The sequence below is a fragment of the Xanthobacter aminoxidans genome (assembly GCF_023571765.1).
GTDB classification, from domain to species: domain Bacteria; phylum Pseudomonadota; class Alphaproteobacteria; order Rhizobiales; family Xanthobacteraceae; genus Xanthobacter; species Xanthobacter aminoxidans.
Genome location: NZ_JAMJXC010000037.1, coordinates 1 through 12,530, shown reverse-complemented (window position 1 = coordinate 12,530; position 12,530 = coordinate 1). Strand labels below are relative to the sequence as shown.

20 protein-coding genes are annotated in these 12,530 nt (G+C 67.6%); 17 read left to right on the top strand and 3 right to left on the bottom strand.

Features of this window, described 5'->3' with window-relative positions:
- The 17 genes from EJ105_RS27045 to EJ105_RS26965 all read left to right on the top strand — a co-directional run.
- A partial coding sequence (locus tag EJ105_RS27045; RefSeq protein WP_250168792.1) for a DUF6745 domain-containing protein occupies positions 1 to 796 on the top strand: 796 nt, incomplete at its 5' end.
- A gap of 4 nt (positions 797 to 800) precedes the next feature.
- The gene (locus tag EJ105_RS27040) at positions 801 to 1,166 is read left to right on the top strand and encodes a hypothetical protein (protein WP_250168791.1); all 366 of its coding nucleotides are present in this window, start codon (positions 801 to 803) and stop codon (positions 1,164 to 1,166) included.
- Positions 1,167 to 1,231: 65 nt separating this feature from the next.
- Entirely contained in the window at positions 1,232 to 1,564 is a 333-nt protein-coding gene (locus tag EJ105_RS27035; RefSeq protein WP_250168790.1) for a hypothetical protein, read from the top strand.
- Between the two features lie 38 nt (positions 1,565 to 1,602).
- The gene (locus EJ105_RS27030) at positions 1,603 to 2,610 is read left to right on the top strand and encodes a DUF2303 family protein (RefSeq protein WP_250168789.1); all 1,008 of its coding nucleotides are present in this window, start codon (positions 1,603 to 1,605) and stop codon (positions 2,608 to 2,610) included.
- 4 nt (positions 2,611 to 2,614) lie between these two features.
- Positions 2,615 to 2,875 carry a hypothetical protein gene (locus EJ105_RS27025; RefSeq protein ID WP_250168788.1) on the top strand — a complete coding sequence of 87 codons (261 nt, stop codon included), beginning with the start codon at positions 2,615 to 2,617 and terminating at the stop codon, positions 2,873 to 2,875.
- Entirely contained in the window at positions 2,872 to 3,153 is a 282-nt protein-coding gene (locus tag EJ105_RS27020; protein ID WP_250168787.1) for a hypothetical protein, read from the top strand. The genes EJ105_RS27025 and EJ105_RS27020 overlap by 4 nt, the downstream gene beginning before the upstream one ends.
- Positions 3,150 to 4,328 carry a DNA polymerase III subunit beta gene (gene dnaN, locus EJ105_RS27015; RefSeq protein WP_250168786.1) on the top strand — a complete coding sequence of 393 codons (1,179 nt, stop codon included), beginning with the start codon at positions 3,150 to 3,152 and terminating at the stop codon, positions 4,326 to 4,328. Before EJ105_RS27020 ends, dnaN begins: the two co-directional genes overlap by 4 nt.
- Positions 4,329 to 4,331: 3 nt before the next feature.
- Entirely contained in the window at positions 4,332 to 4,574 is a 243-nt protein-coding gene (locus EJ105_RS27010) for a hypothetical protein (protein ID WP_250168785.1), read from the top strand.
- The gene (locus EJ105_RS27005) at positions 4,567 to 4,749 is read left to right on the top strand and encodes a hypothetical protein (protein ID WP_250168784.1); all 183 of its coding nucleotides are present in this window, start codon (positions 4,567 to 4,569) and stop codon (positions 4,747 to 4,749) included. Before EJ105_RS27010 ends, EJ105_RS27005 begins: the two co-directional genes overlap by 8 nt.
- Positions 4,742 to 5,188 (top strand): HK97 family phage prohead protease, encoded by a 447-nt coding sequence (locus tag EJ105_RS27000; protein ID WP_250168783.1) that lies wholly within the window; start codon positions 4,742 to 4,744, stop codon positions 5,186 to 5,188. Before EJ105_RS27005 ends, EJ105_RS27000 begins: the two co-directional genes overlap by 8 nt.
- Positions 5,185 to 5,556 carry an ASCH domain-containing protein gene (locus EJ105_RS26995; protein ID WP_250168782.1) on the top strand — a complete coding sequence of 124 codons (372 nt, stop codon included), beginning with the start codon at positions 5,185 to 5,187 and terminating at the stop codon, positions 5,554 to 5,556. Before EJ105_RS27000 ends, EJ105_RS26995 begins: the two co-directional genes overlap by 4 nt.
- Positions 5,553 to 6,956 carry a hypothetical protein gene (locus tag EJ105_RS26990; RefSeq protein WP_250168781.1) on the top strand — a complete coding sequence of 468 codons (1,404 nt, stop codon included), beginning with the start codon at positions 5,553 to 5,555 and terminating at the stop codon, positions 6,954 to 6,956. Before EJ105_RS26995 ends, EJ105_RS26990 begins: the two co-directional genes overlap by 4 nt.
- A 3-nt stretch (positions 6,957 to 6,959) precedes the next feature.
- Positions 6,960 to 7,181 carry a hypothetical protein gene (locus EJ105_RS26985; protein ID WP_250168780.1) on the top strand — a complete coding sequence of 74 codons (222 nt, stop codon included), beginning with the start codon at positions 6,960 to 6,962 and terminating at the stop codon, positions 7,179 to 7,181.
- Positions 7,182 to 7,184: 3 nt separating this feature from the next.
- Positions 7,185 to 7,607, top strand: coding sequence for a single-stranded DNA-binding protein (gene ssb / locus EJ105_RS26980; RefSeq protein ID WP_284145666.1), 423 nt, complete (start codon positions 7,185 to 7,187; stop codon positions 7,605 to 7,607).
- A 16-nt stretch (positions 7,608 to 7,623) separates the two neighbouring features.
- Complete coding sequence (locus EJ105_RS26975; RefSeq protein WP_250168779.1) at positions 7,624 to 8,118, top strand: thermonuclease family protein; 495 nt, start codon at positions 7,624 to 7,626, stop codon at positions 8,116 to 8,118.
- Positions 8,118 to 8,462: a helix-turn-helix domain-containing protein gene (locus EJ105_RS28055; RefSeq protein WP_250168778.1), complete on the top strand. Its 345-nt coding sequence runs from the start codon at positions 8,118 to 8,120 to the stop codon at positions 8,460 to 8,462. Before EJ105_RS26975 ends, EJ105_RS28055 begins: the two co-directional genes overlap by 1 nt.
- Positions 8,459 to 9,376, top strand: coding sequence for a tyrosine-type recombinase/integrase (locus tag EJ105_RS26965; RefSeq protein WP_250168777.1), 918 nt, complete (start codon positions 8,459 to 8,461; stop codon positions 9,374 to 9,376). Before EJ105_RS28055 ends, EJ105_RS26965 begins: the two co-directional genes overlap by 4 nt.
- Positions 9,377 to 9,678: 302 nt before the next feature.
- Here EJ105_RS26965 and EJ105_RS26960 read toward each other — a convergent pair whose 3' ends face one another.
- The 3 genes from EJ105_RS26960 to EJ105_RS26950 form a co-directional block, all read right to left on the bottom strand.
- A complete protein-coding gene (locus tag EJ105_RS26960) occupies positions 9,679 to 10,185 on the bottom strand; it encodes a YciE/YciF ferroxidase family protein (RefSeq protein WP_250168776.1) in 507 nt (168 codons plus the stop codon).
- Positions 10,186 to 10,306: 121 nt separating this feature from the next.
- Positions 10,307 to 10,612: a KGG domain-containing protein gene (locus EJ105_RS26955; protein ID WP_250168775.1), complete on the bottom strand. Its 306-nt coding sequence runs from the start codon at positions 10,610 to 10,612 to the stop codon at positions 10,307 to 10,309.
- A 311-nt stretch (positions 10,613 to 10,923) separates the two neighbouring features.
- Complete coding sequence (locus EJ105_RS26950; RefSeq protein WP_024278311.1) at positions 10,924 to 12,237, bottom strand: hypothetical protein; 1,314 nt, start codon at positions 12,235 to 12,237, stop codon at positions 10,924 to 10,926.
- Positions 12,238 to 12,530 lie beyond the last annotated feature (293 nt).

Below are 12,530 nucleotides of genomic sequence, written 5' to 3'. Positions count from 1 at the left end.
GACCCGCGCGGCGACCGTCGCGGCGACCCGCGCGGCGACCCACGCGGCGACCGTCGCGGCGACCCGCGCGGCGACCGTCGCGGCGACCGACGCGGCCGAGAAAGGCGCCGCTGCAGCGTGTTTCGAAATGGCTGGCATGCTCGGGCTCGAATGCGCGCGGCGGTGGTGGGTCGCCTATCAGGGCGGCAACATGTGGCCGGCATGGGATAGCTATCTCACAGCTGCACGCGACATTCTCGGGCTTCGGCTGCCCGAGCATAAGGCCTACGAGGCATGGGAGCAGGCGGCCATCGAAGGCGGATTCCGGGTGTTGCACCCCGAATTCTGCATGGTGTCCGACTTTCCGGAAATTTTGCGCGTCGATGCCGAAAACCGCCCCCACTGTGAAGACGGCCCTTCGCACAGGTGGCGCGATGGCTGGGCGCTCTACCATTGGCACGGGGTACGCGTGCCGTCGCACTGGATCGAGTCCCGCAACAGCCTTCCCGCCGCCGAGGTGATGGCCGAGCGCAACCTGGAAGTCAGGCGCGCCGGCATCGAGATGCTTGGCTGGAATACGATCCTGCAGCAGCTCGGCGCGCGCGAGATCGATGCGGACGCCGATCCCGAGATCGGAACCCTGCTCGAGGTGAAGCTACCGGATGTGGGCCGCACTCGCTTTGTCCGCGTTCGGTGCGGCACGGGCCGGGAGTTCGCCGTCTGCGTCCCGCCCGAGATCGACACCGCCCTTGCCGGCCAAGCCTGGATGGCCGGCCTCACCCCCATGGATTTCACCAGGCCCGAAGTCAGGAGCTGAAGAGATGAAGACCTTTGTCGAACGTGCCGCGCAGGGCGAGATCTATATCCGCCGCATCGGCGATGCACCCGCCAGAATGCCCCGCGGATTCACCGCCTTGCAGCCGGAAGGCGGTCACATGGTGGTGGGCCACAGCGAGACCGGGCACCACCATGTGCTCGATCGCAGCACCTGCGCCGTGGCGGTGATGGATCGTCCGCCCGAAGGCATGCGCATCCTGCGCGCCATCGTGGAGAGCCCGACGCCGCTGGTGCACCTGCGCGAGCACGACACCCACGAACCGATCCTCCTCGCCCCCGGCGAGTACGAGCTGCGCATCACCCGCGAGTTCGACCCCTACGAGAAGCTGGCCCGCCAGCAGATGGACTGACGGGCGGGTTCCGGCCCGCCCCCCCACCTCGCCGCCAAGGCGGCCTGAGCGCTCCCGAGGACCAAATGGCACGCACCCTTCGCAAGTTTTTCGAGGCGGTTGGCATCATGCACCGCGGCCGGGTGGAGGAGGAGGCCGACTCCGAACTCCATCGCCTCATCGAGGCTGTCGAGCAGCACCCTGACGAGACCGCCAGCGGCACCATCACCCTCACCATCAAGGTCCAGAAGGTCGGCGACCGGATCGACTGCCTGCCGCAGATCGACATGAAGCCCCCGAAGAAGAAGGGGTTCAAGGCCTGCACGTTCTGGATCGTCGACGGCGCGCTCTCCGTCGAGCACCCGAGCCAACAGGACATGTTCGGCCCGCGCGACATCGCGCGCCGCGACACCGCCTGACCGCCTCCACTTCCCTCTCACCTAGCAAAGGACCGACCATGACCGACAAGACCACGTCGCCGCCGCCCAGCGAGGAACCCGCCGGCGAACTTCTGCTCACCTCTCCCCCCACCTTCCTCGGCAGCGTCGAGGGCGCGACGGTGGAAGCCATCGCCGCGCTTGCCCGCGAGGGCTCGGCGCCCACCATCCTGCAGGTGCCCACCAAGGGCCTCGGCCCGGACCTGCCCGACACCGTGCCCATCCTGTGGGACCGCCACGCGCAGAAGCCGATCTCGCTGCTCGAAGAGGTCCGCGCCGCCAAGCCGCCGCTGGAGCGGGTCGGCACCGCCGTCGTCACCACGCTCGCGAGCTTCATCGAGCTGGTGAACCGCCACAAGGATGATGGCTCCGCCATCTTTGCCAAGACCGCTTGGCCCGAGCCCAAGCTCACCGCCGTGATCGACTACCACAAGTCGGACGAGACCAAGACCGCCCGGCGCGGCAAGCACCGCATCGCCTATCCGTTCCCGCTCACCGAGGAATTCAAGGTGTGGGTGGCCGGCCATGGCAAGACGTTCAAGCAGGCCGACTTCGCCGAATTCATGGAGGAGCACGCGGCGGAACTGGCCGCGCCCGACCAGTACGAAATCAACACCTTCGAGCCGATGTTCAAGGAGCGGTTCGGCACGCCCGCCGAGATCCTCGACCTCAGCCGCCACCTCGAGGTGAACGTGGGCGCGAAGATGAAGAGCGCCGTGCGCAATGCCTCCGGCGAGCGGCAGATGGTGTTCGAGACCGAGCACACCGGCGCCAACGGCCAGCCCATCGACATCCCCGGCATCTTCATCGTCTCGGTCGCGCCGTTCCTCGCGGGCGATGCCGAGCCCGAGGTGGTGCGCATCCCGGCCCGCCTGCGCTACCGCGCGGCCGGCGGCGAGGTCGTCTGGTTCTACCAGCTCTATCGCTGGGAATTCTTCCTGCGCGAGCGCGTGCAGGACGATCTCGCCCGCGCGACCAAGGAAACCAGCCTGCCCGCCTTCGAGGGCGCGCCCGAGATGGCGGCCTGACGCCATGACCCGCGCCGCCGGCACCTCCCGGATTGCACATCTTGAACGGCGCCGCCGGGAGATGGCGGCGGCCTATGTGAAAGCGACGCGCCGGCATGCCCCGCGCGCCGCCCTCGCCCAGAAACTGGTGCGCGCCACCTGCGACGCGCTCCAAGCCGAGATCCGCGACGCGCGCGCCGCCGCGAAAGCTTCTGCCCCATCCGGCACGCCGGACCTGTTCGCCGCGCCCGAGCAGGACGGTGCAAGCGAGAGGGCCGCGGCATGATGCACCAATCCGGGCTGGTGCTCGACCGCATCGCGGCACTGCAAGGCGTCACCTTCCTGCCGGGCTCGCCTCACAAGCGCTTTGCCCGGGACATCGGCCAGACCGACCCGCGCAATTTCACGCCGGCGCAGGTGCGCCACGTGGCGCATCTCGCCTGGCGTTACCGGCGGCAGATGCCGGCACACCTTGTGCCGCCCGCCGACCCCTACGCGCCCGAGCAGGCATCCGGAACGGATGCCGCAGCGAACGGCGGCACCCAAGGAAAGCCCACGCCATGAAACTCACCATCAGCCGCGACGCGCTGGCCGCCGCCCTGGACCGCGTCGGACGCGTGGTCGAGACCCGGAACACCATCCCGATTCTCTCCAACGTCCGACTCTCCGCCCACAACGGCACCGTCTCCATCACCGGAACGGATCTCGACATGGAGGCCATCAGCACGGCCGAAGCCGATGTGTCCGCCGCGGGCGAGACGACCCTGCCGGCCAAGATGGCATCGGATTTCGTGCGCAAGCTGCCGGCCGGCGCCAAGGTGGAGCTTTCGGACGAGGGCGAGCGCGGCAAGCTCACGATCAAGAGCGGGCGCAGCCGCATCAGCGTCAATACCCTCGATGCCGCCGACTTCCCGGACCTCTCCGCCGGCGCCTTCTCCAACAGCTTCGCGCTCACCGCCGCCGCGCTGTTGAACATGCTGGACCGCGTGGACTTTGCCATCTCCAGCGAGGAGACGCGCTATTTCCTGAACGGGATTTATTTGCACGTGGTTGATGCCGGGGGCGCCGCCGCCGGCCAACCCGATGCCCCCGGCATCATGCTGCGCGCCGTCGCCACCGACGGGCACCGGCTGGCGCAGCACCAGGTGCTGGCGCCGCAGGGCAGCGACGGAATGGCCGGCATCATCGTGCCGCGCAAGGCCGTGGGCGAGATGGGCCGCCTCCTCAAGCCTTTGGGCGAGGAGAGCGTGCGGCTGGAAGTGAGCACCACCAAGCTGCGGCTCACGGCCGGCGTCACCACGCTCACCACCAAGCTCATCGACGGCACCTTCCCGGACTATGGCCGCGTCGTCCCCTCCGGCAACGACAAGCTGGCGACGCTGGATAAGGCGGCGCTCGGCGAGGCGGTCGCCCGCGTCTCCACCGTCTCCAGCGAGCGCGGGCGGGCGGTGCGGTTCAGCTTCGCCCCGCCCGAGCAGGCGGACGGCGCCACGAAGGGCGCCCTCACCCTCACCGTGCAGAACCCGGACATGGGCAACGCCACGGACGAGCTCGAAGCCGCCTATGACGCGGAGCCGCTCGATATCGGCTTCAACGCCTCCTACGTGGCCGACATCCTCGCCGCCGTGCCCGGCGCGAAGGTGACGATGGCCATGGCCGATCCCGGCTCGCCCTGCCTCATCACCCCCGAGGCGGAGGGCACCGGCTCCCTCTTCGTCCTCATGCCGATGCGGGTGTGAGCGATGGAAAACGCACTGGCTTACATAGCCAAGCTCTTCGTGATGCTTTGTGTCATCGGACTGGTTGGCTTTTTCGGCGCGGTGGTGGGGTTCGCGCTGGACGTGATTCTTGCCGTCGTGTTCGGCGCCGAGCCCACGGCATCGCGGGCAGGCCCCGGCCTCTGCATCGTGATCTATGCGTCGGCTTATGTGCACGGCCGCAGTGACTATCGAGAGAAGTTGGCCAAGGTGCTGCGCCATGGCTGACCCCGTCACCATCGGCCTGATGGCCCTCTCCTTCCTTGTCGGCTACGCCCTCGGCCGCATCGAGGCCGTGGGCGACCTGGAGAAGCAGTTCAAGGCCGGCTATCTCGCCGGCGAGCGGGCCACCCGCGCCGAGATCATCCGCGCCGCGCGGCCCGAAGGAGGCGCCCATGGGTGAGCCCTTCGTCACGCTGCAGGGCTATGCCTGCCTCTTCCATGTCGTGGACCTCGGCCGCGACGAGGTGCTGCCCGGCGCCTTCGCCGAAAGCCTTGCCCGCCGTCCGGCAGGAGAGGTGCGCATGCTGCTGGAGCACGACCCGCGCACGAGCGTCGGCACATGGACCGAAATGCGGGAAGACGCCAAGGGCCTATTTGTGCGCGGTCATCTCGCGCCGGGGCAGCGAAGCCTCACGCGGACATTGTGGGAGCGCCGCCCGTTCGGCCTCTCCATCGGGTTCAAGACCCTGCGATGCCGCCGTGAACGCCCTGGCATCCGCACCATCACGCAGGTCGACCTGTGGGAGATTTCCTTCACGGCCTTCCCCATGCAACCCGGCGCGGCCATCGACGAGATCTGCATCGACTATGGCCCGCGCCACACGGAGACCGCAGCATGAAGGCGCTTTCCATCCGCCAGCCGTGGGCCTGGTGCATCCTCCACGGCAAGCCGGTCGAAAACCGCAAGTGGTGGACCAGTTATCGCGGCCCGCTGCTCATCCATGCCGCCAAGGGCATGACGCGCGACGAATATGAGGACTGCCGCGACTTCGCCGCCGGCCTCGGCCTTGCCGTCCCGCCCATGGCGGACCTGCCCCGCGGCGGCATCGTCGGCCGAGCGAAGCTCGTGGACTGCGTGAGCCGCCACGCCTCGCCCTGGTTCTTCGGCCCCAACGGCCTCGTGCTGGCGGACGTGGAACCCCTCCCCTTCATCCCGCTCAAGGGCGCGCTCGGCCTGTTCGACGTGCCGGAAGGAGTCGTGTCGTGAGCGCCACCCGCTGGCTTGGTCCTTACAAAAATGCCGATGATGCCCTCAACGAGCTTCGTAAGAGCGTCGCTGAACTCATCGGCGCCGACCCGGATACGTGGCCGGACAACGGGAACGCACCTCTGGCCATCGCAGCCACGTTGGCTCTGGCGCGTCGCGCCCCGGTGGTGGTGCCGGATGGGTGGGCGCTGGTGCCAGTTAAAGTCACCGAGGAAATGAAGGCCCGCGTTCGCAAGAACGGCAGCGTGCAGGCGCTTGCCTTTGCTCTGGCGGCGTGGCCTGACTTCCTCGCCGCCGCCCCTGTCCCTCCCGTCGTCCCTGACGTTCGTGGGCTGCTCCGCAAGGCCGTGAGCGCCCTCGATTACTTCGCCGACGCGGTGTTCAACGATAATGGCGACATGACCGTCACAGGCATGCCATTCGACCCGGAAAAGCACATTGAGGCATACCAAGTCAGGCGGCGCCTTACCGTAGCTCTCGCATCCCTCCCGACCGAGACCGGAGGGGAGGACATCGTGAGCGAGCTTCAGCGCATGGCGCCCATGGTCGGCGCGACGTTCACGCCGGACCCGGAGAAGCTGGCTCGATACGAACGGTTTCAGGCAGGGCGCGCCGGGTGGATTTTGATGAACGACGATGGGAAGCGCTGGCGCATCTGCGGCCCGGCTGGGCGATGGGTCATGAAGCCGGAAGGTGCGATCACCGCCGACGAGGCGCGGGCAATCTGTGAAACGGCGATGGGGGGACTCGCCGCCCCCACCGCCGAGGCACAGGGCGAGACGCTCAAGTGCTTCATCTGCCGTGAGCCAATACTCAAAGGGCAGATGGTGCTTCCGGACATCAACGAAGGTCTTGGGCATCGCGAGTGTTTTGGCAATGATCGCGATGGCTTCTGCAATCTGGAAACCGGCGAGCCGCTCGGCCCGGATGACCCGCTGCCAGCTGGGGAGCCGTATGAGCCTGATGAAGTTTTCGCCTCCCTCCCCGTTGCGCCCGACGTCAGGGTAAAGCCGCTGGAGTGGGAAGCTGCACCGCCCGAACTTCAGACCACGCGCTTTATCGCGAAATCCGAGGTCGGAACCTACTATGTCCGCGAGGATGCATGGAGGCCGGAAGGGTGCGTCTGGCTGGCGGCCAATGGCATCGAAGCCGCCAAAGCCGCTGCGCAGGCCGACTGCAACGAACGACGGATCTCCCTCGCCTCTACAACAGAGGTGTTCCGGCGTAGGGCTGAAGCGCCGGTTAAAGGCAAACACAAGAAACCGGATGACCCCTACATCCAGTGCCACGGCTGCGGACGGTGGCTCTATTCTTCCGAGGCCCAATGGGCGGACGACGGCGAGCCGTTCTGCACGCGCCACCAGCTGGATGGCGGCCCCCTCACGAGCGGGGAGTCCTGAGCCATGTCCGGCGAAATGGCGCGGCTCCGTAAAGCCTACAGCGTTCCGGCGAAGCGAGGCGGGCGCGTCGAATACACCGGAGACGGCAAGCCTGAAATGGGCACGATCCGGAGCGCCCGCGGCTTCCGGCTCATGATCCAGATCGACGGCATCAAGCACACGATGCCTTTCCATCCCACATGGGCCCTCCGCTACGTTGAGGCCCAAGGCAATCCGGAGGCCTGACCCATGGCCGGCAGCGTCAACAAGGTCATCCTCATCGGCAATCTCGGCCGTGATCCGGAGGTGCGCGCCTTCCAGAATGGCGGGCGCATCGCCAACCTCTCCATCGCCACGTCCGAAAACTGGAAGGACAAGGCGACCGGCGAGCGCAAGGAGCGCACCGAGTGGCACCGCGTCGTCGTGTTCAACGAGAACCTGGTGGGCGTGGTCGAGCAGTTCCTCAAGAAGGGCTCGAAGGTCTACATCGAGGGCCAGTTAGAGACCCGCAAATATGAGAAGGACGGGCGCGAGACCTACACCACGGAGGTGGTGCTGCGCCCCTACCGCGGCGAGCTCACCCTGCTCGACGGCCAGAGCACCCGACCGCCCGCCGGCACCCCCGACGACTACAACCGCGCCGACCCGCCGCGCGACCGCCCCACCAGCTAGCCGCAGGGGATCGACGATGAAATTCCCTTCTGACTACGAGCGGGCCCGGGATGCGCTGATTGTCGCCGGGCTGGCGGTGCTCGGCGTCTTCCTCATCTTCGTCATCCTGCTGGCGCAGGCCCGCGGCGAGCCCATCGCGCCGTCCGCCATCCATGTCATCGACGGCGACACCATCGCCGTCGGCCCGGCGCATTACCGCCTCGTGGGCTTCGACACGCCCGAGGCCGGCGACCGCGCCCGCTGCCCGGCCGAGCGCATGCTCTCCGCCCTCGCCACGCGGCGCCTCCAGCAAATCGTGGACGCCGGCAGTCTCGACCTTCAGGAGGTGGATTGCCGCTGCCGGCCCGGCACCGCCGGCACGAAGCGCTGCAACCACGGGCGCCTCTGCGGCCAGCTCACCGCCAACGGCCATGACGTGGGCGACACCCTCCTCGCCGAAGGCTACGCCCAGCCCTACCATTACGACCCGGACGCCCCGCGCCCGCCGGCCAGCTGGTGCGGGAGGGAGTGATGGGCACGCTCGGCAAGATCTTCACCATGGAGGAAGCGGCGGCCGAGTTGCGCATCAGCCGCCGCGCGTTGCAGGATTTGGTGAAGGATCACCCCCACTATGCGCAGAACGGCCATCGCAAGCTGTTCAGCGAATCCGATATCCGCGCCCTCTGGGAGGCCATGAGGTGCCACTCAAGCTCGTCCCGCCCAAGCCGGGCAAAACGCCGAACTGGTACATCCGCGGAACCTACCTCGGACAATACGTTGAGGAGACTACGCGAACGCCTGTCGAAGCCCTTGCCAGAAAGCTCCTCGCGGCCCGCAAGGCGGAAATCGAACGTGGTGGGCTTTCCCCGCGAGTGAAGGAGGGCGAGCCGTCCATCACATTCGAGTTCGCCGCAGGTGCCTATATCGAAGGCGGCGGAGACGACAGGTTCTTCGGCAAGCACGACCCGAACGCGGACGTATGGCACGGCGGCCTGATCGCAATCCTCGGGCAGAAGCCCATCGCCGACATCACCCAGCAGGATATCGACCGCGCCGCGGCAACCCTTTATCCCGACGCCGGCGCGCCCACCCGCAACCGGCAGGTCTACACGCCCGTCTCGGCGGTGCTGAAACATGCCGGAATCGACATGAAGCTGCGCCGGCCCAAGGGCTGGCGCGGGTCAGCTCGCGTCGACTGGCTCCAGCCGGAGCAGGCATTTCGCATCTTCGCCGCGGCCGACCGCAAGGACGCGGAGTTCGGCGCCTTCCTGCGGCTCCTCTGCTACACCGGCATGCGGCTCGGCGAGGCGCTGGCCCTCACCTGCGATAAGCTGATGTTGCACGAGGCTTTCGCCTATGTGACGCAGACGAAGAACGACGACCCGCGCGGCGTCCACCTGCCGCCCGTGGTGGTGGCGGCGCTGGCGAATCACCCGCGCGGGCTGGAGCGTGGCAAGAAGAAGGTTTTCCGCTTCCGCAAGTGCGGGCGGCTCTACACATGGCTCGCCGAGGTGAAGACCGAGGCCGGCGCCGACGTGGCCTTCTGCAGCTTCCACACCTTCCGCCACACATGGGCGACATGGATGCGCCGCTATGCCGGGCTCGACACGCGCGGGCTTGTCGGCACGGGCGCATGGCGCGACCCGAAGTCAGCCGCGCGCTATGAGCATGTCGTGGTTTCCGAGGAAAGCCGTAAGGCCGATCTTTTGCCCACGCCGCCACGCGGACGGAAATCGAAATCCGGGGAAAATCCGGGGAGCGGATTGAAGGGAAGCCGAAAAGCGTTGTAAACGCTCAATCAGGCTTCCCCTTCACACGGGAGGGGTCGCAGGTTCAATCCCTGCATCGCCCACCATTCCGCGCCGGCGACACCTTTAGAACAACTGATCTTCAGCTGGACACGGCGCCACGCCAGAAGCGCAGCGATCGCCCCTACTCGCCGGCAGCCGCACTGGTAATCCTTCGCGGCCACGTCCTTGCCGCCATACCCCATCCAACAGGCGCTGGCCCATTTAGGCTCGCGCACCCTGATCCGGCCAATAAAAAACCCCGCCGGCGGACCGGCGGGGTTTTCGCGGGGAGAGGTGCCGCCCTATTCGGCGGCGCGCATGTTCAGCTTGGCCTCGGCGAGGCCGGTGAGCTTGGCGTCGGCGGCCTTCTCCTCGTCCAGGTTGCGCTGGAGCACGGCGGCGCAGTCGTTGCGGCCGAGCTGCTTGGCCCAGGCGATGAGCGTGCCGTAGCGGGTGATCTCGTAATGCTCCACCGCCTGCGCGGCGGCGGCGAGGGCCGCGTCCAGCAATTCCTGGTCCGCCACCTCGGAGGCGATCTCCTCGGCCTCCGCGATGATGCCGTCGATGGCCGGGCACTTCACCGTGCTGGCCTCGACGCCATGCATGCGGAACACTTCCTCAAGCCGCTTCACATGCCCCTCGGTCTCGCCGAGATGGAACTGGAAGGCCTGGCGGAGCGTGGAATTCTGCGCCTTCTCGATCATGGTCGGAAGCGCCTTCAGGATGCGCTTCTCGGCATAATAGATGTCGCGCAGCGTGTGGACGAACAGATCGTCCATGGAATGGATGTCCTTGGAGAAAAAGCCCATGTGGCACCTCCCGGAAGAATGAATGGAGAGGGGGCGCGACCTCTCTCTTGGAGTAGAGGGCGATTCACCGAGCGGATCTAAACCCGCTCGGATCGCGCTCCAGGCCGCGCCCCGTTCAGCCTCAGCGCTGGCCCTTGCGGGCGGCGTCCGAAGCGGCGTCGGGAGCCTGCGGGGAGCGCTTCTCCTCCGGCATGCCCTGCCCGGCCTTGCGGCCCGCTTCGGCAGCGCGCTCGCGGTCCTGGGCGTTGCCCGAGCCGCCCTGCTGGCCGCGATCGTGCTCCTGCTGGCTCTGCTGGCGGTTGTCGCCGCCCTGTCCACCCTGCTGGCGGTTCTGGGCGGCCTGCTCGGCGCCCTTGCGGCCGGCCTCGGAGGCGCGGTCGCGATCGTTCTCGAAGTTCCCGGATCCGCCCTGCTGACGAGTGTTCATCGGTTCGTATCCTCTCTTGTGTCCCCGTCAGAGAACGGAGCGTGGGGAGGATGGTTCCGATGACAAACATTACAAAACAGAAGCAATCATGGCCTTAATGTGCAGCTCGAGCCCGACGCGGACGCCTTCCGAAAAGTAATAGATTAAAAATATCGCGCAGCTTGACCGTTCACAACTTAAACGGAACGGCACCGCCGCCAAGCGTGACTGCACACCGGAAACAGAAATGCCCGGCACAGGGCCGGGCATTTCGCGAGATCAGGACAGCGGCACAGCTTCAGCCGCCCGCGCGGCACCCGGGGCCGACGGCCTCAGTTGTCGTCGGCGGCGCTCACGTCGTCGAGGGCGAGGTTGGTGCAGGAGAGGCTGCCGTCCGGCTCGTCGAACGCCGTCTGGGTCAGGAAGCTGCACCGCGTGCCTTCGGCGGCGGCGATGTAGGAGACGAGGCGGTGGCTGATGGCCGCCACCTGCGTGGAATCATCCGCCGGCTTGAAGGCGGCATCCGCCGGCGCCTGCGGGCCGGACTTCTTCGCCACCTTGAGATCGATGACGAGGGGCACCAGCGACACCGAGGCGGCGGTATCCGCCGGCGTCACCACCGGCTGGAGCAGCACGGTGAACTGGTCCCAATTGCCCTTGGCGAGACGGCTCGCCTCGGATTCGGCGGAGACGGTCGCCTTGTAGGCCGGCCCCGCCTCGCCCGGCACCACCGATCCCGCCACCTTGAACTTGCGCGTGCCGTTGCCGCCCTCGGGCGCGGCGCCGGAGAGGACGCGCGCCAGCATGGCGTCGCCATAGGCCTTCAGCTTCGCCTCGGACACCTTGTCGCCGTCCATCAGCTTGGCGCGCGGAACGGCGGCGAACGCCATCTCCCCGCACACGGAGGGCAGCGTGACGGTGGCCACCAGCGGCACCTTGCGCAGCTCCTGCGCGATCTTCGCCTCCGCGCCCAGCGGCACGGCCACATCAACCGAAACGTCGTCGCCGTCGCGGGCGGCGAGGCGCAGGCGGCTCCAGGCCTCCTTCAGCTTCACTTTCGCGGTGCCGCCCTGCTGGGGCGTGACCACGAGATCGATCTCGGCAAGCTCGGCAGGCGCCACCGGCGTGCGGGCGAGGTCGGCCGCCTTGAGGTCCACGGCGAGGCCCCCGGTGACGAGGCCGCACCAATTGTCCTCATCGTGCTGGAGCACCAGCGCCGGCTCGGAGAAGCCGCCTTCCGGGCGGAACACCGTCACCGCCGCGAGGCCGGGGATGGCCGCCGTCTCCTCATAGATGTGGTGCAGGCCGCGCTGGTTCTCGGTGAAGGCGAGGGCGTAGCTGTCGTCCCCCTGGCCGATGGTGAGCTTCAGCGCCCCGCCGGCCAGCGTGCCGGACACCGGAATCGCGGCCCGCGCATCGCCCGACGGCGGCGCGAGTGTGCCGGAGACCTTGCCGGCGCCGTCCACATCGAGGGTGGCGATGGCCGCCCGGTACGGCTTGAAGAAGGGGAGGCCCAGCACCATGAAGCGCTCGCTGGCGGCATCGGCCACCGTCGGCATGACGAGCGCGGGCACGAGCGCAAGGGCGGAAAGGGCGGCGAGAACCGTCCGGCGGTGGGCGGTGCGTGTCACGGCTGAGGTGCGCATTCCGTCGCCTCTCCTTGTGATGCTGGTCTTCGATTCGAGCTGTGCTGTGCGAGGCGTTGTATAGCACTGCCACATGGCGCCCCAAAGGCGGCGACTGGTCGGCCGGTAGGAGGAAGGCGATGGCCTGGGAACAGCCTTCGCGCCCCGGACCAGCGACGGCGCAGCCGGAGCGCTGATCCGGCAACTGTGTTGAGGGCTGGTCAGGTTTGGAAGGTGACGTTGTCGCGTAGGAGGGCGTTTGCGGTGACGACGATGCGTCTGGCGATGGCGACGAGTGCGAGCTTTGGTGGTTT

What these genes read in the sequence shown, in the direction of transcription:
- EJ105_RS27040 (WP_250168791.1), top strand. Translation starts at nt 801, where the DNA reads ATGAAGACCTTTGTCGAACGTGCCGCGCAGGGCGAGATCTATATCCGC.
- EJ105_RS27035 (WP_250168790.1), top strand. Translation starts at nt 1,232, where the DNA reads ATGGCACGCACCCTTCGCAAGTTTTTCGAGGCGGTTGGCATCATGCAC.
- EJ105_RS27030 (WP_250168789.1), top strand. Translation starts at nt 1,603, where the DNA reads ATGACCGACAAGACCACGTCGCCGCCGCCCAGCGAGGAACCCGCCGGC.
- EJ105_RS27025 (WP_250168788.1), top strand. Translation starts at nt 2,615, where the DNA reads ATGACCCGCGCCGCCGGCACCTCCCGGATTGCACATCTTGAACGGCGC.
- EJ105_RS27020 (WP_250168787.1), top strand. Translation starts at nt 2,872, where the DNA reads ATGATGCACCAATCCGGGCTGGTGCTCGACCGCATCGCGGCACTGCAA.
- dnaN (WP_250168786.1), top strand. Translation starts at nt 3,150, where the DNA reads ATGAAACTCACCATCAGCCGCGACGCGCTGGCCGCCGCCCTGGACCGC.
- EJ105_RS27010 (WP_250168785.1), top strand. Translation starts at nt 4,332, where the DNA reads ATGGAAAACGCACTGGCTTACATAGCCAAGCTCTTCGTGATGCTTTGT.
- EJ105_RS27005 (WP_250168784.1), top strand. Translation starts at nt 4,567, where the DNA reads ATGGCTGACCCCGTCACCATCGGCCTGATGGCCCTCTCCTTCCTTGTC.
- EJ105_RS27000 (WP_250168783.1), top strand. Translation starts at nt 4,742, where the DNA reads ATGGGTGAGCCCTTCGTCACGCTGCAGGGCTATGCCTGCCTCTTCCAT.
- EJ105_RS26995 (WP_250168782.1), top strand. Translation starts at nt 5,185, where the DNA reads ATGAAGGCGCTTTCCATCCGCCAGCCGTGGGCCTGGTGCATCCTCCAC.
- EJ105_RS26985 (WP_250168780.1), top strand. Translation starts at nt 6,960, where the DNA reads ATGTCCGGCGAAATGGCGCGGCTCCGTAAAGCCTACAGCGTTCCGGCG.
- ssb (WP_284145666.1), top strand. Translation starts at nt 7,185, where the DNA reads ATGGCCGGCAGCGTCAACAAGGTCATCCTCATCGGCAATCTCGGCCGT.
- EJ105_RS26975 (WP_250168779.1), top strand. Translation starts at nt 7,624, where the DNA reads ATGAAATTCCCTTCTGACTACGAGCGGGCCCGGGATGCGCTGATTGTC.
- EJ105_RS28055 (WP_250168778.1), top strand. Translation starts at nt 8,118, where the DNA reads ATGGGCACGCTCGGCAAGATCTTCACCATGGAGGAAGCGGCGGCCGAG.
- EJ105_RS26960 (WP_250168776.1), bottom strand. Translation starts at nt 10,185, where the DNA reads ATGGGCTTTTTCTCCAAGGACATCCATTCCATGGACGATCTGTTCGTC.
- EJ105_RS26955 (WP_250168775.1), bottom strand. Translation starts at nt 10,612, where the DNA reads ATGAACACTCGTCAGCAGGGCGGATCCGGGAACTTCGAGAACGATCGC.
- EJ105_RS26950 (WP_024278311.1), bottom strand. Translation starts at nt 12,237, where the DNA reads ATGCGCACCTCAGCCGTGACACGCACCGCCCACCGCCGGACGGTTCTC.